General features: G+C 70.7%; 20 protein-coding genes. 9 read left to right on the top strand and 11 right to left on the bottom strand.

The window, feature by feature from the left end; translation table 11 throughout:
- Positions 1 to 58 precede the first annotated feature (58 nt).
- Positions 59 to 1,192: an ankyrin repeat domain-containing protein gene (locus tag QSK32_RS16645; RefSeq protein ID WP_285472437.1), complete on the top strand. Its 1,134-nt coding sequence runs from the start codon at positions 59 to 61 to the stop codon at positions 1,190 to 1,192.
- On the opposite strand, the gene QSK32_RS16640 is transcribed toward QSK32_RS16645, so the two are convergent.
- Positions 1,161 to 2,015 (bottom strand): dihydrodipicolinate synthase family protein, encoded by an 855-nt coding sequence (locus tag QSK32_RS16640; RefSeq protein WP_285472436.1) that lies wholly within the window; start codon positions 2,013 to 2,015, stop codon positions 1,161 to 1,163. The genes QSK32_RS16645 and QSK32_RS16640 overlap by 32 nt on opposite strands.
- Positions 2,016 to 2,087: 72 nt before the next feature.
- Between QSK32_RS16640 and QSK32_RS16635 the strand changes: the two genes are divergently transcribed.
- Entirely contained in the window at positions 2,088 to 3,026 is a 939-nt protein-coding gene (locus tag QSK32_RS16635) for a LysR family transcriptional regulator (protein WP_285472435.1), read from the top strand.
- Here QSK32_RS16635 and QSK32_RS16630 read toward each other — a convergent pair.
- On the bottom strand, positions 2,967 to 3,785 hold the full coding sequence (locus QSK32_RS16630) for an MBL fold metallo-hydrolase (RefSeq protein ID WP_285472434.1): 819 nt from the start codon (positions 3,783 to 3,785) through the stop codon (positions 2,967 to 2,969). The genes QSK32_RS16635 and QSK32_RS16630 overlap by 60 nt on opposite strands.
- Positions 3,786 to 4,008: 223 nt before the next feature.
- Here QSK32_RS16630 and QSK32_RS16625 point away from each other — a divergent pair, with 223 nt between their 5' ends.
- From QSK32_RS16625 to QSK32_RS16615, 3 genes are read left to right on the top strand one after another with little or no spacing between them, the layout of a single operon-like run.
- Positions 4,009 to 4,617, top strand: coding sequence for an HAD family hydrolase (locus QSK32_RS16625; protein ID WP_285472433.1), 609 nt, complete (start codon positions 4,009 to 4,011; stop codon positions 4,615 to 4,617).
- 42 nt (positions 4,618 to 4,659) lie between these two features.
- The gene (locus tag QSK32_RS16620) at positions 4,660 to 5,775 is read left to right on the top strand and encodes a glycoside hydrolase family 19 protein (RefSeq protein WP_285472432.1); all 1,116 of its coding nucleotides are present in this window, start codon (positions 4,660 to 4,662) and stop codon (positions 5,773 to 5,775) included.
- Positions 5,775 to 6,566, top strand: a complete 792-nt coding sequence (locus tag QSK32_RS16615; RefSeq protein ID WP_285472431.1) for a cysteine/serine endopeptidase inhibitor — start codon at positions 5,775 to 5,777, stop codon at positions 6,564 to 6,566. Before QSK32_RS16620 ends, QSK32_RS16615 begins: the two co-directional genes overlap by 1 nt.
- Here the strand turns inward: QSK32_RS16615 and QSK32_RS16610 are convergent.
- The 3 genes from QSK32_RS16610 to QSK32_RS16600 form a co-directional block, all read right to left on the bottom strand.
- Positions 6,563 to 7,213, bottom strand: coding sequence for a dihydrofolate reductase family protein (locus QSK32_RS16610; protein WP_052720909.1), 651 nt, complete (start codon positions 7,211 to 7,213; stop codon positions 6,563 to 6,565). The genes QSK32_RS16615 and QSK32_RS16610 overlap by 4 nt on opposite strands.
- A gap of 398 nt (positions 7,214 to 7,611) precedes the next feature.
- Positions 7,612 to 8,574: an aldo/keto reductase gene (locus QSK32_RS16605; RefSeq protein ID WP_285472430.1), complete on the bottom strand. Its 963-nt coding sequence runs from the start codon at positions 8,572 to 8,574 to the stop codon at positions 7,612 to 7,614.
- Positions 8,575 to 8,580: 6 nt separating this feature from the next.
- Positions 8,581 to 9,240, bottom strand: coding sequence for an NADPH-dependent FMN reductase (locus QSK32_RS16600; protein ID WP_353050973.1), 660 nt, complete (start codon positions 9,238 to 9,240; stop codon positions 8,581 to 8,583).
- Between the two features lie 52 nt (positions 9,241 to 9,292).
- Here QSK32_RS16600 and QSK32_RS16595 point away from each other — a divergent pair, with 52 nt between their 5' ends.
- Positions 9,293 to 10,132, top strand: a complete 840-nt coding sequence (locus QSK32_RS16595) for a helix-turn-helix transcriptional regulator (RefSeq protein ID WP_285472429.1) — start codon at positions 9,293 to 9,295, stop codon at positions 10,130 to 10,132.
- Here the strand turns inward: QSK32_RS16595 and QSK32_RS16590 are convergent.
- Entirely contained in the window at positions 10,091 to 10,687 is a 597-nt protein-coding gene (locus tag QSK32_RS16590) for a hypothetical protein (RefSeq protein WP_285472428.1), read from the bottom strand. The two genes, QSK32_RS16595 and QSK32_RS16590, sit on opposite strands and share 42 nt — an antisense overlap.
- A gap of 30 nt (positions 10,688 to 10,717) precedes the next feature.
- On the opposite strand from QSK32_RS16590, the gene QSK32_RS16585 reads away from it, so the two are divergent.
- Positions 10,718 to 11,446: an SDR family NAD(P)-dependent oxidoreductase gene (locus QSK32_RS16585; RefSeq protein ID WP_285472427.1), complete on the top strand. Its 729-nt coding sequence runs from the start codon at positions 10,718 to 10,720 to the stop codon at positions 11,444 to 11,446.
- On the opposite strand, the gene QSK32_RS16580 is transcribed toward QSK32_RS16585, so the two are convergent.
- Genes QSK32_RS16580 through QSK32_RS16565 form a run of 4 tightly spaced genes read right to left on the bottom strand, consistent with a single transcriptional unit; the run spans position 11,429 to position 14,764 of the window.
- On the bottom strand, positions 11,429 to 12,457 hold the full coding sequence (locus tag QSK32_RS16580; protein WP_045745486.1) for a hypothetical protein: 1,029 nt from the start codon (positions 12,455 to 12,457) through the stop codon (positions 11,429 to 11,431). The genes QSK32_RS16585 and QSK32_RS16580 overlap by 18 nt on opposite strands.
- 17 nt (positions 12,458 to 12,474) lie before the next feature.
- Entirely contained in the window at positions 12,475 to 12,891 is a 417-nt protein-coding gene (locus QSK32_RS16575; RefSeq protein WP_285472426.1) for an SRPBCC family protein, read from the bottom strand.
- 3 nt (positions 12,892 to 12,894) lie between these two features.
- Entirely contained in the window at positions 12,895 to 13,308 is a 414-nt protein-coding gene (locus tag QSK32_RS16570) for a MerR family transcriptional regulator (protein WP_063775559.1), read from the bottom strand.
- A 19-nt stretch (positions 13,309 to 13,327) separates the two neighbouring features.
- Positions 13,328 to 14,764, bottom strand: coding sequence for a SulP family inorganic anion transporter (locus QSK32_RS16565; RefSeq protein ID WP_285472425.1), 1,437 nt, complete (start codon positions 14,762 to 14,764; stop codon positions 13,328 to 13,330).
- A gap of 131 nt (positions 14,765 to 14,895) precedes the next feature.
- Here QSK32_RS16565 and QSK32_RS16560 point away from each other — a divergent pair, with 131 nt between their 5' ends.
- Both QSK32_RS16560 and QSK32_RS16555 read left to right on the top strand, forming a co-directional pair.
- Positions 14,896 to 15,516 carry a TetR/AcrR family transcriptional regulator gene (locus QSK32_RS16560; protein WP_045745489.1) on the top strand — a complete coding sequence of 207 codons (621 nt, stop codon included), beginning with the start codon at positions 14,896 to 14,898 and terminating at the stop codon, positions 15,514 to 15,516.
- Positions 15,517 to 15,583: 67 nt separating this feature from the next.
- Entirely contained in the window at positions 15,584 to 17,161 is a 1,578-nt protein-coding gene (locus QSK32_RS16555) for an FAD-dependent monooxygenase (protein ID WP_285472424.1), read from the top strand.
- Here QSK32_RS16555 and QSK32_RS16550 read toward each other — a convergent pair.
- On the bottom strand, positions 17,086 to 17,601 hold the full coding sequence (locus QSK32_RS16550; RefSeq protein ID WP_157411303.1) for a hypothetical protein: 516 nt from the start codon (positions 17,599 to 17,601) through the stop codon (positions 17,086 to 17,088). The genes QSK32_RS16555 and QSK32_RS16550 overlap by 76 nt on opposite strands.
- Between the last annotated feature and the right edge of the window lie 162 nt (positions 17,602 to 17,763).

Genomic DNA, 17,763 nt, shown 5'->3' with positions numbered 1-17,763 from the left:
ACGGCGGCATCGCCCTGGGGCAGGATCGCATGAAGCCAGACAATCCGGGAGGTGCACGATGACCGCTGATCAGCGGTTGGCCGACGCGGTCGCGGGCGGTGACGAGGCGGCCGCCGGGCGGGCGCTTGCCGACGGTGCCAACCCGGACTCCCCCGGCACGTTCGCCGGGACGGTCCTGGTGGAGGCGGCCCGGGCCGGGCACCTGGAGATCGTGCGGGTGCTGCTCGGCGCGGGCGCCCGGATCCTGCCCAGTGTGTTGCGCGGTGCGGTCGTCAACGGCCGGTCCGAGGTGGCCCGGCTCCTGGTCCGGCACGGTGCGCTGGCCGGTGACGACACCCGGCCCAGTGTGCTGGTCGATGCCGTCGCGCAGGCCCGGTTCCGGCCCCGCCCGGCCGCTCTGGCGACGCTGCGGGTGTTGCTGGGCGCTGGGGCGATTCCGGCGCCGGGTGAGGAGGATCCGATCGTCACCGCGACGATGACCTCCACTCCGCCGGCGGTGCTGCGGCTGTTGCTCGAGCACGGGACCGGGGCGGACGTGCGGCGCTCCGACGGGACTCCGGCGATCGTGGTGGCCGCCCGTCGTGGTGATCATGCCGCTGTCGATGTGCTGGTGCAGGCCGGTGCGGATGTGGACGCCCGGGATCCGCAGGGCCGGACCGCGTTGATGCACGCGGCCGAACGCGATGAGCAGCGGGTGGTCGCGGTGCTGTTGACCGCCGGTGCGGATGCCGCGGTGGTCAGTGAGGACGGTATGACCGCGTTGCGTCTGGCGCAGGGCTGGCAGCATCAGAGCGTGCAGTACCGGCTCGGCGAGAACCGGGCCGGTGCGGCGAACGTGCCGATCACCCGGACCGTGGTCCGGACCATCCCGACCGGGGTCCGGCTGACCGGGGATCCGTCGATGCTGGCGCTGCTGGCCGGGGTCGTCGACGTGTCGGTGGCCGAGATGGGTGACACCGAGTGGGAGGCCGGTTCGGGTCTGGCGGTGGAGACGGCCCGCGCGGTGTCGGCGCTGCTGCGTGAGCCGGTGCCGGCCGACGGTGCGTCGTGGTATCAGGTGGATGTCGGTGCGGGTGAGTTCGCGGCGGCCCGGTGGGCGCTCGCCGAGCTCGCCTACGGTACGCCGCGTCCGCTTCCGGATGGTGTGGACCGGTTGTGGCTCATCGATGTGCTGGAAGAGTTGCGGCACTGAGAGCGGCGCGGAGGGACGCGGCGGTGGCGGGAAGCAACGGTAGGCGTACCGCCGGGGTGGGAATGCGGCCTGTCGCGTGCAGGACTGCCTTGACCACGGCGGGGTTGGGTTCCGCGAACAGCGCCGCCGACATCCGCGCGAGCCGTGCGCCCAGTGTGCGGGCCCGGGTGGTATCGCCGTCGCGCCAGGCCGCGGCCAGGTCGGTGAACGCGCCGGGTGCCACGTTTGCGGAGGTCAGGATGGCTCCGGCGGCACCGAGTGCGAGCATCGGCGAGGTCACGGCGTCGTCGCCGCACAGGATCGCGAAGTCCGGCGGCGGGTCGGCGAGCAGGTCGATCACGTCCGGGTCGACGCCGCCGGTTGCGTATTTCACCCCGATGATCCCGTCGATCGCGGCCAGTCGTCGCAGTGTGTGCGCGGACAGTTGCTGTCCGGTGCGGTAGGGCACGTGATAGACGACGATCGGCACCGGACTGACCTGGATCAGGGCCTCGAAATGGGCCACCACACCGTCTTCGCCGGGTCGCAGGAATGGCGGGACCAGGGTCAGCGCGGCCGTCACCGCGGGACGTCCGCGCAGCTCGTCGAGTTCGGCCCGGGTGTTCGCGCCGATCGTCAGCGGTGCGCCGATGCCGGTCAGGACGTCGAGGATCGACGTTCGTTCGGTGGCGCTGAGCGAGCCGGGTTCGCCGGTGGTCCCGAGGCCCACCAACCCCGCGGCGCCGGCGGCGAGAGCGTCGTGTGCTTCTTTGTCGAGTACGCGGAGAGCGACGTCCCCGGTTTCGTCGAAGGGGGTGATCAGCGGGACGTGGATTCCGTTCATGCCATTTACCGTGCCGGAATCGTCAGCGTAAGGTCCAGTTCCGATTCGTGGGTTCGACCGTAAGCTGTGCTGATGCTGGATGCGCGCAGGCTGCAACTGCTCCACGACCTCGACCGGCTGGGGACGATCGCCCGGGTCGCGCAGGCCCGGTCCTACACGCCGTCGGCGGTCTCCCAGCAGCTGACCGCGCTGGAACGCGAGGCCGGGGTGCCGCTGCTGGAACGCACCGGCCGCAGTGTGCGGCTCACCGCCGCCGGGCGGGTCCTGGTGCGGCACGCCGCTACGGTGCTGGCCGCTCTGGAGGAGGCCGACGCGGCGCTGGCCGCGGTCCGTTCCGGGCCGGCCGGGCCGATCCGGATCGGCGCGTTCCCCAGCGCGATGCGGACCCTGCTCCCCCGGGTCCTGGTCGCGCTCGGCACGCAGCATCCGGCACTGGAGCTGGCGGTGACCGAACTCGATCCGTCTCTGGTGCCGGTCGCGCTGCGCGACCGGACCCTGGACGTGGGGCTGATCCACGATTACGACGTGGTGCCCGCTCCGGACGATCCGTTGCTGGAGCAGGTGCCACTGTTGTCGGAGACGGTGTTTCTCGCGTCTACATCCGACATTTCAGATATGTCGGTCATGCCATGGATTCTGGCGACGCCGGGAACCCTGTGCCACGAAGTGACCCTGCGGGTGTGCGCGGCGGCCGGGTTCACACCCCGGGTCCGGCACCACGCCGACGACTTCGGCACCGTGCTCGCCCTGGTCGCCGCCGGTCAGGGCGTGTCACTCGTGCCGGCGCTGGCAGCGGCCGATCCGCCGGACGGGGTACGCCTGACGGCGCTGGAGACGCGGCGGCGTACCCGGGCGGCCTGCCGACGCGGCGACGCCACCCGCCCGGCGGTCGCCGCGGTGATCGGCGCCCTGCTCTCGTCGGCGCCGCGTTTTCCAGGAGACGTCTCGTTGTCAGAGAGCGGCGTAGCCGCGGCGCACGGCAACCAGGGAGGCCTCCACGCCGAACGGTGACCGGCCTGCCGTGTCCTCCACGGTGGCACCGTCGGCGTGCCCGGTTCGGATCAGCTGCTCGAGGTCGCGCAGCTGCTCCTGCTGCGCGACCACGAACGCCCGGTCCACCGGCGCGCCGTGCCCCGGCACGACCGTCCCGTCCGGCGGGATCAGATCCAGCAGGGCCGCGACCGTGCCCGGCCACTCCAGGGGGTACGCGTCGTCGCCGTATGCGGGCGGTGCGCCCTGCTCCACCAGATCCCCGGCGAGCACCACGCCCGCGTCGCCGATCACGACGACCAGGTCGCCGGAGGTGTGCCCGCGCCCGAGATGCCGCACCGTCACGCTTCGCAGCCCGGCCAGGTCGATCGTGGTCCCCCTCCGGACAAGCCGGTCGGGCACCCGCACGGTGACCCCGGCCAGCCCGGCGGCCAGCTCCGGATGGCTCGCCTGCCACTCTCCGGCCAGTAGTTCCGGACGGCTCTCGGCGATCTGCCGGGCGGCGTCCTCGTGCGCCCACACCGGTGTTCCCGGCCCGGCGAGGGTGGCGTTGCCGAAACAGTGGTCGAAGTGGTGGTGCGTGTTCACGATCGTCACCGGATCCCGGGTGATCCGCCGGATCGCGGTGGCCAGTTCTTGCGCCTGCGCCACGGTCGACAGGGTGTCCACGACGAGGGCGGCGCCGGGCGCGGTGACCAGCGTGACGTTGACGTCCAGTACCGGGTGGCGCAGGACGTACACCCGGTCGGCGATCTCCCGGAAATCGGTGTGCTCGTTCATCGTCGTCCAGCCTGGCCGAAAACCGGCCCCGGCGCACGCTGCCGGTTCCGTCTGGCCGACGACCTCACCGAGATCGGCTACGTGGGCTGAGGGCACCGGTCGTAGACGCCGGGGCGGCGCAGCACGTCGTTGACCCGCATGCGATGGTGCCGGTGGACGTGGAGATCGCTCCAGGACGGGAGATCCCGGTGGTGACACAGGTCGCGGAAGAGGGAGGACGCGCATGACGATCCGGGCAGTGGTCTTCGACGTCGGCGGGGTGCTGGCCAGGGTCACGCCGATGGACTTCGACCGGGTCTGGGAGGCGCGGCTCGGGCTGGCCGGCGGCACGATCGGCACGACCATGGCGGATGTCTGGACGGCCGGTGAGGTCGGCCGGGTCACCGAGGACGAGGTGCACCGGGCGATGGCCGACCGGCTGGGGCTCACCGCGCCGCAGGTCGACGCGATCATGGCCGACATGTGGACGCAGTACCTGGGTGTCGCCGAAACCACCATCATCGAGTACGCCCGGAGCCTGCGCCCGGCCGTGCGCACCGGGATCATCAGCAACAGTTTCGTCGGTGCCCGCGAGCGCGAACACGCCCGGTACGGCTTCGGGGACCTGGTCGACGAGCTGATCTATTCGCACGAGGTGGGGCTGCGTAAACCGGATCCGGCCCTGTGGGAGCTGGCCTGCCGCCGGATGGGCTGCGCGCCGCGGGAGGTCGTGTTCGTCGACGACGTGCCGCGGCTGGTCGACAGTGCGCGGGCGTTCGGGATGCAGGCCGTGCTGATGGATGACCCGGCGCGGGTCGTGAGTGAACTCGCGGAAAAAATTAACAAACCTTAGATATCTTTACACGTCAATGCGAGGCGGTGTTGCATTGACGGCATGAGCTCCCCTGATCGCAGGAGCAGAACCCTGCTCGCTGCCCTCCTCAGCCTGGTCACCGCCGTCGGCCTGCTCACCCTCACCACCGGGCCGGCGGCCGCCGCCGCGACCGGGCAGATCACCGGCCTGGCCGGCAAGTGCATCGGCGCCGCGGGCGGCAACACCACCAACGGCACGGCCATCGACCTGTACTCGTGCGTCGGCGACGCCACCCAGCAGTGGACCCTGCCCGGCGACGGCACCATCCGCACCGCCGGCAAGTGCCTGGACCTGTCCAACGCCGGCACCGCCGACGGCACCAAGGTGCAGCTGTGGGACTGCAACGGCACGGTCGCCCAGCAGTGGATCTTCAGCAGTGCCCGCGACCTGGTCAACCCGAACGCGAACAAATGCCTCGACCTGACCGGCGGCTCGTCGGCCGACTTCACCGTCGTGCAGCTGTGGACGTGCAACGGCACCGGCGCCCAGAAGTGGACCGTGCCGACCAGCTCCGGCAGCGGATTCGTGGTCACCGAGGCCCAGTTCAACCAGATGTTCCCGGGACGCAACGGCTTCTACACCTACAGCGGCCTGATCGCGGCGATCAACGCGTACCCCGGCTTCGCCGGCACCGGCAGCGACACCGTCCGCAAGCAGGAGGCGGCGGCGTTCCTCGCCAACGTCGGCCACGAGACCGGCGGACTGGTGTACATCGTCGAACAGAACACCGCGAACTACCCGCACTACTGCGACTGGGGACAACCGTTCGGCTGCCCCGCCGGCCAGTCCGCCTACTACGGGCGCGGGCCGATCCAGCTGTCCTGGAACTACAACTACAAGGCGGCCGGTGACGCCCTCGGCATCGACCTGCTGAACAACCCGTGGCTGGTGCAGAACGACGCCGCCGTCTCCTGGAAGACCGGCCTCTGGTTCTGGATGACCTCCACCGGGGCGGGCAGCATGACCGGCCACAACGCGATGGTCACCAGCGCCGGGTTCGGGCAGACCATCCGGACCATCAACGGCAGCCTGGAATGCGACGGGCGCAACCCCGGCCAGGTGCAGAGCCGGGTCGACGCGTACCTGCGGTTCACCCAGATCCTGGGTGTCGCGGCCGGCACCAACCTGTACTGCTGATGGTCATCCTCAAGGCGCTGCTCGCCGCGATGATGACGTTCGCGGCCGCCGCGATCCCGATCGGCCAGCCGATCGCCGGCAAGGCGACCTTCTACAACGACGCCGGGTACGGGGCGTGCGGCACCCCGATCAACGCCGCCACCGAGATGCTCGTCGCGGTCTCCCACACCTACTGGACCACGGCGAACCCGAACCTCGACCCACTGTGCCAGGGCATCTCGGTCGAGGTCACCTACAACGGCAGGACGATCACGGTGCCAGTGAAGGACAAGTGCCCGTCCTGCGCCGCCACCCACATCGACCTGAGCCAGGCGGCGTTCGCCCAGTTCGCCTCCACCGACCCGGCCGACACCCCGGGCGTCCTCAACCTGACCTGGAAATTCGTCAGCTCCACCGGGGGCGGAGGCGGGCGCACCGGCCCGATCACCGGTCTGGCCGGCAAGTGCATCGGCGCCGCGGGCGGCAACACCGCGGGCGGCACGGCGGTCGACCTGTACTCGTGCGTCGGTGACGCCACCCAGCAGTGGACGTTCCCCGGCGACGGGACGATCCGCACCGCCGGGCGATGCCTGGACGTGTCCAACTCGGGCACCGCCGACGGCACCAGGATCCAGCTGTGGGACTGCAACGGCACCGGCGCGCAGCAGTGGGCGTACAGCAGCGCCCGCGACCTGGTGAACCCGAACGCGAACAAGTGCCTGGACCTGACCGGCGGGTCGTCGGCGGACTTCACCGTGGTGCAGTTGTGGACGTGCAACGGCAGCGGCGCCCAGAAGTGGACGGTCCCTTAGGGCAGGGCGTACCGCAACCAGACGTGACCGTCACGCAGCGGCTGCACGTCGGCGAGCATCAGACGCCGCGCGGAGACCTGATCGAGCAGCCGGGCCGTATCCCCGGCCCGGCTGCTCGCGGCACCGGCCACGTGCGGCGCGACGATCAGGCTCAGCTCGTCGACCAGGCCGTCCTCGGCCAGCCGCGCGGCGAGCATCCCCCCGGCGTCGGCGCGGACGGTACTCACCGCGTACCCCACAGCGAGAGAGCCCAGACCCGCAGCAAGATCAACGCGTGCGCCCCGGGTGACCACATGCCCGGCCCCGAGACGGCGAAGCCGGTCGGTGTGCTCCGGCGGCGTGTCCGCGCAACACCACACCACCACGTCACGCCACCGCGGCAGGTCACGCAGCCAGCGCAGCCGGGTCAGCCGCCCCCGCCCGTCGGCCACCACGAGCAGCGGCCGCCCGTCGACCGCCGGCGGCAGGCGCCCGGCGTCCTCACCGCTCAGATCCACACCGTGCGCCGCGGCCACCGCCAGCATCGTGCCACTGCCGGCCAGCACCGCGTCGGCCCCGATCCGCGCGCCGATCTCCTCGTGCAGATCACGGTCGACGGGAAAGCCGGCCAGGCGCCCGTCGACGCTCACGCTGCCATGCAATACCACCCGCGGCCTGCTCACCGGCGCATTCTGCCAGATCAAACCCCTGCGGGGGTACGCGCGGAGCCCACCGGCCGCCGACACCGGCCGGACGGCGGAGCCGGGCCCGGAGCCGGGCTGCCGACAGCGGCCGGACGGCTGATCCGCGTCGGGCCCGGCTCCGGCGATGGTGGCCGGGAACCGTCACGCACCGCGCAGGAAGAACCCGATGCCCGAGATCAAGTACCTTCTGGCTGCGCCTCGGAGGCACCCGTCGTCGTCCCGGCATCCGGCCGCACCGGCATCGAGGTGCACTGCCACGTCCGCTGATGGTGACCATCGGCGTCGTCCGAACGGTGATCCTCACCCATCCGTGAACACCGAGCCGGGGCGACACACATTCGGATGGGACTTCGCCCACGGCGCTAATAGCCGGTCGGCTGCCGTGGAGTGTAGGGAGCGGTGAGCATGACGTGCTCCTGCTCGCCCAGCGTGACCGTCACTGCGGCGGCGTCATCGAGGTGGTGTGGCGCGGTGGCACCCACGATGGGTGCGGCCACGACCGGATTGCTCAGGACCCACGCGAGCGCGACCTGTGCCATGGTGACGTCCTGGGCGCTTGCGACGGTCTGTACCGCGTCGATGATGCTGCGGTCGGCGTCGTCGAAGAAGTGCCTGCCGATCTGGTCGTTGACCGAGCGTGACGTCTGCTGGCCGTAGGGACGGGCAAGGCGGCCGGAGGCGAGTGGACACCAAGGCAGGCTGGATACGGCCTGATCGGCCAGGAGCCCGAACATCTCCCGTTCCTCCTCGCGTTGCACGAGGCTGTATTGGTTTTGCATCGAGACGAACCCGGTCCAGGAATGTAGCTGAGCAGCATGTTGCATCTTGGCGAACTGCCAGGCAGCCATCGACGAGGCACCGAGAGAGCGCGCCTTGCCCGCGGCAACGACGTCGTGCAAGGCCTCCATCGTCTCCTCGACGGGGATCTTCGGGTCGAAGCGGTGGATCTGGTAAACGTCGACGTAGTCGGTGCCGAGCCTGCGCAGCGAAGCGTCGATCTGCTCCATGATCGCCCGACGGGACAGGCCGGAGCCGGTCGGCCCATCGTGCATCGGGAGGCCGACCTTCGTGGCGATGACCACTTCCTCACGCCGGGCGAAACGGCGCACGGCCCGGCCCAGGATCTCCTCCGAGGTGCCGTGTCCGTAGACGTTCGCGGTGTCCCAGAGCGTGATGCCCAATTCGACCGCTCGCCGAAAGATGGGCTGAGCGGAGTCCTCGTCCAGCGTCCACGGGTGCCTGTCGGTGGGTTGGGCCAGAGCCATGCAGCCGAGCGCGATCCGGCTCACTTGCAGCTCCGACGAGCCCAGACTGGTGTAGTCCATCGATCGTCACGCCCCACCCGGGTACGGGACAGCGGTACGGGCGGCACGCAGCGCCTGCGCCCACCAGGAAAGTTGTTCCAGGAGCGTCTTGGCGTAGCCGGCTGCCGCGGCGTCCAGCGGGGTGCCGTCCTTCCAGGCGGTGAAGTAATTGGGGAAGGCCAGTCCGTCGCGGATGGTCACCGCGTGCAGTTCGGTGAGCACGTTCTCCAGGTGAAGCACCGCGTGCCGGCCACCGGCCGCACCGCCGTAGCTGACGAACGCCACCGGCTTGGCGGTCCACTGGGTGAAGTGCCAGTCGATGAACGCCTTCAGCGACGCGGGATAGCTGTGGTTGTACTCCGGGGTGACGATGATGAAGGCGTCGGCCTCCGATAGCTTCCTGGTGAGGTCTTCCATGCCTTCGGGACGGGGGTAGTCGTCCCCGGCGAACTTCGGCGACGCGGCCGGCAGCGTCAGCGGGATGTCGACCCCGGCCAGATCGACGAGGTCGACGTCGAAACCGCCGTGTGCCCGAATCTGGTCCGCCACCCAGGAGGCGACGACCGGCCCGAACCGGCCCTCCCGCACGCTACCGACGATGACCACGAGTCTGCTCTTGTCGCTCATGCCGGCGACGATCCGTCGTTTCCGGCCGAGCAGCCAGACCGGGTGCAGGCTGGCCCCCACAGGGCCACCCTGCACCCCGCCGGCCGTACGCGCGGGGCCGTAGGCTCGCAGCATGGGTACGCCGCTAGGAGACTTCGTCCGGGCCAAACGCGACAGCATCCGGCCAGAGGACTTAGGCCTTGCGGCACACCAGCGACGACGTGCCCCCGGGCTACGACGTTCGGAGCTGGCCTCACGGGCCGGGGTCAGCGTCGAGTATCTGACCAGAATCGAACAGGGCCGCGACCGCAACCCGTCCCGCTCGGTCGTCAACGCCCTCGCCGACGCGCTCGACCTCGGCACCGCCGAACGCACCCATCTGGGCTACCTCGCCAAGATCACTGGTGGGGCATGCGCCGGACATGTCCGGCCGGCGCCGCCCGAGCGCACCATACGGCCGGCCGTGCGCCAGATACTCACCCTCCTCGAGCCGGGCATCGCCTTCGTCACCAACCGGCTCGGTGACGTGCTTGCCCACACCGACGGCTTCGGCACGGTCATGCGCGACACCGGCCTGCTGGACGCCGAGGAGCCCAACCTCACCCGGTATGTCTTCACCCATCCTCAGGCCAGAACCACCTTCGTCGATTGGGACCAGATCGCCGACGAGCAGGTCTTCAACCTGTGGCTCGGGCCCTCGACCGAGACGTTCGCATGGTTCACGGCAGACTTCGCGACCGTAGCCGGCACCGAGTTCACGCGGCGGTTGCACCGCCACATCCCTCCTGCCCGAGTCCCGCTGAGGATGACTCACCCGCGCGCGCATCAACTGCGATGGAATCGGGAGGTCCTTGAGCTGCCTCCCTCGGACGCCCAGCAACTGATCCTTCTGCTACCCGCTGATGACGCCACCGCCACAGCGCTGGATCACCTACGCGAGCGCCCGCACCGCACCGCCCTCCGCGCTGTCTGACACCGGGCGCTTCCGGCCGTGGGAAGCTACGACGGTCAGCAGCGCCGCGATCGACACGTGCAGGTCCGCCAGACGGGTGTTCCCGCCGGAGACCGCGGTGAACGCCCCGGCGAAGGCCGGGTACTCGGTCATCACCTCCAGGATCACCTCGGGCAGATCGACGCCGGGCAGCATCGCACCCGGCCGGTTGCGCAGGTCGATCAGGCTGGGCGGGGTGTCGCGGGCGTCGTCTCTGGCCACGTGCAGCCGGCCGTCGGCGTCGCTGCCGACCGGCCCGTCCGGGACGATCCCGTCGCTGACGGCTCGCCACGCCGCATCGAGGTCCGCGGTGTGCCTGGCCAGCAGATCGTCCGGATCCTCGGGTAGTTCCAGCGCCCCGAGTGCGGTGGTTTTCGCCTCGGCCCGGCGTGCTCCGGTCAGCAGCCCGGCGCGCGGATCCGACCAGCGGTCGGAGACCGCGGCGAAGATGTCGCGGTGCTCGAGCCCGGTGTGGAACATCTCGAGCACGCAGAACACGGAGGCGTTGCGGTCCACCGTGCACCCAGGGTTGATCACGAGACGTCCGGGAAGGGAAGGACTGTGACCATGACCAGGATCGCTATCGTCACCGGGGGCGGGGACGGCCTCGGCCGGGAGATCGTTATCGGTCTGGCGGGCGCCGGCTACGGCGTTGTCGTGGCCGACGTCGACGCGGCGGCCGCCCGGGACTGCGCGGACCGGGTCGCGGCCGTGGGCGTGCCGGCCCGGGCGCTGCGTGCCGACGTGCGGGAGCCCGCGGATCTGCACCGGATCGTGGCGGCCGCGCGCGAGCTCGGCGGGCCGCACGTGCTGGTCAACAACGCCGGCGGCTGGACCCCGTACCAGCAGTATCCGCAGGCCGACGCCGACGCCTGGACCGCGACGATCACCTTGAACCTGATCGCGCCGATGATGCTCGGTCAGCTTGTTCTCGAGCCGATGCGGGAGCTGGGCGGCGGCGCGATCGTCAACATCGCCTCCAGCGGCGGTCTGGGTGCCGCCCCGTACGGTTCGCCCGAGTACGGTGCGGCGAAGGCCGGCCTGATCCGCTTCACCAGCAGTGCGGCCGGGCTGGCGCAGACGCACCGGACCCGGGTGATGTGTGTGGCGCCGGACTGGATCGGGCTGCCGCGGGCCCAGGAGCAGTGGCGCCGGCTGGCCGTCAAGGAGCGGGCGCTGATCCCGCCGGCCGACGTCGTCGCCACCGTCCTGAATCTGATCGCGGACGGCACCGCCGGGGCGGTCGTCGAGATGTGGGGTGGCCCACCACCGAAAAGCTCAGTGGATGCCGAGTGACCGCCACCAGGACCAGGTGAAACCGTATTTGCGGCTGCCCCAGAACCAGGCCCACTCCATGATCGGCGCGACGGGGGTGCCCAGTTCGGCGAAGACCACCTTCGCCTGCCGGTGCTGTCCGGACAGGCTGTAGTACATGGCCATCCACTGACGGACGCCGTGGATGCGGACCGAGGTGGGCGGGGCGGCCCGGAACTTCGCGATCCACTGGTCGATGTCGGCGCGCACCTCGCGGCGCCGGAAGTAGCGCTTGCAGTCGCGCAGGGACTTCGACGTGAAGGTGTTCCACGAGTATTCGCGCATCGCGTACTCGAAATGGGCGTACAGCGGCAGCAGCGCGGTCTTGTGGCCGGGTGGTGCTTCGGCGGCGGCGGTGCGGGCCATGCCGAACATCTGCTCGTGGGAGCCGAACCACTTCTGGCAGTGCAGGGTGATCGCGGTCGAGTGCAGGGCGAAGTTGTGCGGGTCGCGGCGCCGGCCTTCGGCGTAGACGCTGCCGAACGAGGTGCGCAGGGCGCTGGAGTCGGCGAACATCGTGGAGAGCATCAGCGTCCACGGCTGCGGATCGCCGGGCAGGGCCACCTCCATCGCCCGCTTGCCGACCAGTTTCGCCGACGTGGACAGGGCGTGGAAGTCGGCGAACTGCTGGGCGGATGTCTCCGAGGCGGGCGCCCCGCCCCGGGCGTCGCCGGCACGCCGGTCCAGCACCTCGGCCTGCATCAGCACCACGGTCGGGTCGTCCGGGTGGGACGCGACCCACGTGTCGAACCCGTGACCGTCCTCGACGGCCACGCTGGTCATCTCGCCGAGCAGCCCCTGACGCAGGTCCCAGTCGGTGGGCGCGGTCTCGTCGACGAGTTCCCGGGCGGACTGCCACCGTCCGGCGCGGGCGAGTTCGCGTACCCGCAGAAGGGCTGGATGGGGCAGTGCGTTGTCGGGGTCGATCTCCGGTTCGGGTGGGATCCCGCCGTCGAGGACGCTGCGGATCAGGTAACGCACGGTGAACAGCACCGCCGCATGCTAGTTGATCAATGGCCCGCGGCGCTGTCCCGTTCGATGACCGCTTTGATCTCGACGATGCCGCGGGACGTGCGGGCCTCGACCGCGGGGGCCAGCGCGTGCGGCAGCACGTCGGTCAGCCAGATCAGGCGGCACCCGGCGGCCTCCTCGACGACCTGGAAGCTCGCGTGGTGATAGGTCAACGGCATTTTCTGACCTTCCACCACGGTGTACGCGAGACGCCGCTGATCGTGGTCGACGGCCACGATCAGCTCCCTGATCCGCGAACCGTCCGGCATCGTCAGGGTCCGGACGTCGCCCTCGACGACCGCGTCGGCGACCCGGCCGGGCAGCATCCGGTGGTGGACGGCGCCGACGTCGGCGACCGCCTCCCACGCCTGCGCCGCGGGGACGTCGAGACGGATCTCCGAACGTACCGTAGCCATGGTTTAAGCCTCCGTGTGGTCGCCGCCGTGGCGGTGGATCTGTTCCTCGATCTGGGTGGCGAACCCTTCGGCCATGGCCAGCTGGTCGCGCAGGGTACGCACCCGGTCCTGGGCGGCGGTGTGGAACCCACCGAGCCGGTCCTGCAGGGCGCCCCGGTCGGCGCCGGTGACCGCCGGGTCGCTCAGGGCGTCCAGGATGGTGAGCAGGTCGCGCATCTCGTCGAGGGTGAAGCCGAGCGGTTTCATCCGCTTGATGACCCGCAGGCGGTCCAGGTCGGGTTCGGTGTAGAGCCGGAACCCGCCGTCGCTGCGGGCCGACGGCAGGACCAGGCCGGCCTCCTCGTAGTGGCGGATGGTCCGGATGCTGAGGCCGACACGATCGGCCGCTTCGCCGATCTGCATGAGTCCTGCGGTCATCGCACCATCCTGCCCGGTGTCAGTGTCCGACCTTGAGCTGCCCGGCCAGTGCGCCGTGCATGGCCGCGGACTCCTCGTTCAGGCCGGTGAAGGTGACGGTCTTGCCGCGCTGGGCGTACCGGGTGCTGATCGCGTCGAGGGCGGCGACCGAGGAGGCGTCCCAGATGTGCGCGGCGGACAGGTCCACGGTCACCGCATCCGGGTCGTTCGCATAGTCGAACTGGTGCACGATGTCGTTGCTGGAGGCGAAGAACAGTTCGCCGTGTACGCGGTACGTGTCGCCGTCGCGGGTGACCCGGGTGAAGTGGGCGACCCGGCGGGCGAACACGACCATCGCGGTGAGCACGCCGAGGATCACGCCGACGGCCAGGTTGTGGGTGGCGAGGGTGCCGGCGACGGTGACCAGCATGACGACGATCTCGCCGGCCGGCATCCGTTGGAGGGTGGCCGGGGCGACGCTGTGCCAGTCGAACGTCGACACCGAGACGATGACCATGACGGCGACCAGGGCGGCCATCGGGATCAGCGCGACCACGTCACCGAGGGCCACCACCAGGATCAGCAGGAACACCCCGGCCAGGAAGGTCGACAGCCGGGTCCGCGCGCCGGACGCCTTCACGTTGATCATGGTTTGGCCGATCATCGCGCAGCCGCCCATGCCGCCGAACAGGCCGGTGACGATGTTCGCCACGCCCTGGCCCCAGGATTCGCGGGTCTTGTCCGAGCCGGTGTCGGTGATGTCGTCGACCAGTTTGGCCGTCATCAGCGACTCCATCAGGCCGACCAGGGCGATGCCGAGGGCGTACGGGGCGATCACCCGCAGCGTGTCGAGGGTGAACGGGACGTCCGGCAGGACGAAGGTGGGCAGGCTGTCCGGCAGGGTGCCCTGGTCGCCGACGGTCGGCACGGTCACCGCGGTCAGCACCGTGAATCCGGTGAGCAGCACGATCGCGACCAACGGCGCGGGTACGGCGGTCGTCAGCCGCGGCAGGAACACCATGATCGCCAGCGCGACGGCGGCCAGCGGGTACACCGCCCACGGCACGCCGATCAGGTGCGGCACCTGCGCCGTGAAGATCAGGATCGCGAGGGCGTTGACGAAGCCGACCATCACGCTGCGCGGGATGAACCGCATCAGCCGGGCCACGCCGAGCACCGCGAGCAGGATCTGCAGCAGGCCGCCGGCGATCACCGCCGCGATCAGGTAGTTCAGGCCGTGCGAGGCGACCAGCGGGGCGACCACCAGGGCGATCGCGCCGGTGGCCGCGCTGATCATGGCGGGCCGGCCGCCGCAGAACGCGATGGTGACGGCCATGGTGAACGAGGCGAACAGGCCCACCCGCGGGTCGACCCCGGCCAGGATGGAGAACGAGATCGCCTCCGGGATCAGCGCCAGGGCGACGACCAGGCCGGCGAGCACCTCGGTACGCAGCACGCGGGGTGAGGTGAGTGACATGCGGTGTCCTTGTCGGTGGAGCGGAGCGGGCCGGGCGACTCTACTCTCCGGTAAGGGTAGAGTTCCGGCGGGCTGAAAAATTGCGCGCCACGCATCTTTGCGGGACACGCAAAAATAGCTACCGTGGGGGCATGAGCGGACTGCGGGAACGCAAGAAAGCCGAGACCCGGGCGGCGCTCGGCTGGGCCGCCATCCACCTCACCGCCGAACACGGCTACGACAACGTCCGCGTCGAAGACATCGCCGAAGCCGCCGGCGTCTCCCCGCGCACCTTCAACAACTACTTCTCCAGCAAGGCCGAAGCCATCGCCTCCCGCCACCTCGACCGCAGCCTGCGCACCGCCGCCACCCTGCGCGAACGCCCCGCCGCCGAACCCCTCTGGACAGCACTCACCGTGGCCGCACTGGCACAGTTCACCCGCGGACCCGAGGTCGAGGCGATGCCGTCACCCGACCACGCCTCCTGGGCCGCCGGCATCCGCACCATGCTCGCCGAACCCGCCCTGCAGGGCGAACGGCTGCGCGCCGCCGCCGCGGCCGAAGCCGAACTGGCCGCCGCCGTCGCCGACCGCACCGGCACCGACCTCGCCACCGACATGTTCCCGCGGCTCGTCGCCGCCGCCGCGACCGCCGCCGTCGGCGTCGCCATGCAGCACCACCTCGACAGCGGCGACCCGCCCACCCCGATCGACGCCCTCATCACCGGCGCCTTCGCCCAGATCGCCGCAGGTCTGCCCGCACCTACCCGCTGAAGCATCCCCCCGCGCCACCCGTCGACGGTCACGCGTCGATGCCGTACGCCCCGAAGGGATCACGACCATGATCGATGTCATCGTCGCCGGCGCCGGACCCAACGGCCTGATGCTCGCCTGCGAACTCGCCCTCGCCGGCCTGCACCCCGTCGTCCTGGAACGCCGCCGCGAAGCCACCGGCGAACCCCGCGCCAACGGCATCGTCGGCCAGGCCGTCCGGCTGCTCGACCGGCGCGGCCTGCACGCCCGGCTCAGCGGCACGGACACCCCGCCGCAGCCCCTGCCGGCCTTCGTCTTCGGCGCGTTCCCCCTGGACCTGACAATGCTTGCGGACAACCCGCACTACGTGCTCGGCGTGCCGCAGGCCCGGCTCGAGACCGTCCTCGCCGAACGGGCCGCCGAACTCGGCGTCGACGTGCGCCGCGGCCGGGACCTCGTCGACCTGCGGCAGGACGCCGACACCGTCGAGGCGGTGCTGGCCGACGGCACCCGGCTCACCGCCCGGTACCTCGTCGGCGCGGACGGCGGCCACAGTGTCGTACGCCGCCTGGCCGGCATCGACTTCCCCGGCGTCACCCACGACCGGTCCGTCTCCCGGTCCGCCACCGTGACCGTGCCCGCGTCCTTCGTCGACCCGCAGACCGGCGGGCTACTCATCCCCGGGTACGGCCTGGTCCCGCCGTTCCAGCACACCCGCACCCCGCACGGCCTGATCGCCTGGGCGCCGTTCCCCGGCCGCCCGGCACTGCTGAGCACCACCGAATGGCCGGCGGCACCCCAGACGGACGACACCCCGATGAGCCTGCCGGAGCTACGGTCCAGCGTCACCCGGGTGCTCGGCGCCGAACTGCCCCTGACCGCACCGGACGGCCCCGGCCTGCTGCGGCGGCTGACCAGCGGCAACACCCGGATCGCCGCCCGCTACCGGGACGGCCGGGTGCTGCTGGTCGGCGACGCCGCGCACGTACACCCGGCGATCGGCGGCCCCGGCCTCAACCTGGGCCTGCAGGACGCGGTCAACCTGGGCTGGAAACTCGCCGCCACGGTCCACGGGTGGGCGCCGGAAGGATTGCTCGGCACGTACGAGACGGAACGCCGCCCGGTCGCCGAACGGGTCGTGATGTCCACCCGGGCACAGTCGGCGCTGATCGCCCCCGGCGACGACGTCACCGGCCTGCGGGACCTGTTCGCCGAACTGCTGACCAACCCGGAGGTGACCGGGCACATCGCCGCGCTGATGTCCGGCGCGGACGTCCGCTACCCGGCGGATCCGGCGGACCCGCTCGCCGGCCGTACCGCCCCCGACGTGACCGTCGACAGCGGCGCGGGGCCGGTCCGGCTCGCCGAGCTGACGCGGACGGCCCGGCCGCTGCTGCTGGACTCCGTCGGGGCGTACGCGGAGATCGCCGCCCCGTGGAAAGACCGGGTCGACGTGGTCACCGGCACGCTGCACGGCACGACCGCGTCCGCGCTGCTGATCCGCCCCGACTGCTTCGTGGCCTGGTCAGCCGAGGCAGAGACCGGTGCGACGGTGAGCGCGGACCGGTTGCGGGCCGCGCTCACCCGGTTTCACGGAAGTCCGCAGGCGCCGTCGTCGACGAGCCCGTACGGGTTGATGCCACCCACGTTGACCCCGGAGTCGTAGGTGGCGGCCGTGGCGGACCGGACCCGGACACAGACCCGGTTGATGTCGTGCTGCGGCGTCGGCGGGTACCAGATCCAGGCGCTGCCCTCCTCACGGAAGGCCGCGGTGCCCTTGCGGGTGTATGCGGAAGTGCCGTCCCCGTAGACGTCGTAGGCGACCCGCAGCGTGGCCGACGTGTCCACCTCACCGGTGGCGCCGATCAGCCAGATGTAGACGTACCGGACGGTGGCACCGTTCAGGCCCACGCAGTTGTTCGTCGTCAACCGGTCACAGTTGGTGTTGTCGAACATCACCTCGACGCAGATCTTCCCGAGGCTGGTGGTGGTCTGGGTGCACCGCCAGTCCTGGACGTTGTCGACCGCCGAGGCGGGGCCGGGGAACGCCAGTGAGGCGGCCAGGGCGGTCACGAACCCGAGGCCGGCGGTGATCAGTCTCCGCACATCGTCTCCTTCGCCGTCACCGACCACGATGATCGATGACCGTCGACAGTAGACGAATGCAGGCGAGGTGTGGAGCCCGTTACGGGAAAGCGACAAGATCGTCTGGACACCTTTCGCAGGCAGACCCCGACTGCGAAACGACCCGGGCAATCGGGTTGATGC

Origin of the sequence: Actinoplanes sp. NBRC 101535 (assembly GCF_030269225.1) — a bacterium.
In the GTDB taxonomy this organism is placed as follows: Bacteria; Actinomycetota; Actinomycetes; order Mycobacteriales; family Micromonosporaceae; genus Actinoplanes; species Actinoplanes rectilineatus.
This window is presented reverse-complemented; position numbering and strand designations above follow the sequence as displayed.

Coding starts and splice junctions, on each gene's coding strand:
- QSK32_RS16645 (WP_285472437.1), top strand. CDS start 59: ATGACCGCTGATCAGCGGTTGGCCGACGCGGTCGCGGGCGGTGACGAG.
- QSK32_RS16640 (WP_285472436.1), bottom strand. CDS start 2,015: ATGAACGGAATCCACGTCCCGCTGATCACCCCCTTCGACGAAACCGGG.
- QSK32_RS16635 (WP_285472435.1), top strand. CDS start 2,088: ATGCTGGATGCGCGCAGGCTGCAACTGCTCCACGACCTCGACCGGCTG.
- QSK32_RS16630 (WP_285472434.1), bottom strand. CDS start 3,785: ATGAACGAGCACACCGATTTCCGGGAGATCGCCGACCGGGTGTACGTC.
- QSK32_RS16625 (WP_285472433.1), top strand. CDS start 4,009: ATGACGATCCGGGCAGTGGTCTTCGACGTCGGCGGGGTGCTGGCCAGG.
- QSK32_RS16620 (WP_285472432.1), top strand. CDS start 4,660: ATGAGCTCCCCTGATCGCAGGAGCAGAACCCTGCTCGCTGCCCTCCTC.
- QSK32_RS16615 (WP_285472431.1), top strand. CDS start 5,775: ATGGTCATCCTCAAGGCGCTGCTCGCCGCGATGATGACGTTCGCGGCC.
- QSK32_RS16605 (WP_285472430.1), bottom strand. CDS start 8,574: ATGGACTACACCAGTCTGGGCTCGTCGGAGCTGCAAGTGAGCCGGATC.
- QSK32_RS16595 (WP_285472429.1), top strand. CDS start 9,293: ATGGGTACGCCGCTAGGAGACTTCGTCCGGGCCAAACGCGACAGCATC.
- QSK32_RS16585 (WP_285472427.1), top strand. CDS start 10,718: ATGACCAGGATCGCTATCGTCACCGGGGGCGGGGACGGCCTCGGCCGG.
- QSK32_RS16575 (WP_285472426.1), bottom strand. CDS start 12,891: ATGGCTACGGTACGTTCGGAGATCCGTCTCGACGTCCCCGCGGCGCAG.
- QSK32_RS16570 (WP_063775559.1), bottom strand. CDS start 13,308: ATGACCGCAGGACTCATGCAGATCGGCGAAGCGGCCGATCGTGTCGGC.
- QSK32_RS16565 (WP_285472425.1), bottom strand. CDS start 14,764: ATGTCACTCACCTCACCCCGCGTGCTGCGTACCGAGGTGCTCGCCGGC.
- QSK32_RS16560 (WP_045745489.1), top strand. CDS start 14,896: ATGAGCGGACTGCGGGAACGCAAGAAAGCCGAGACCCGGGCGGCGCTC.
- QSK32_RS16555 (WP_285472424.1), top strand. CDS start 15,584: ATGATCGATGTCATCGTCGCCGGCGCCGGACCCAACGGCCTGATGCTC.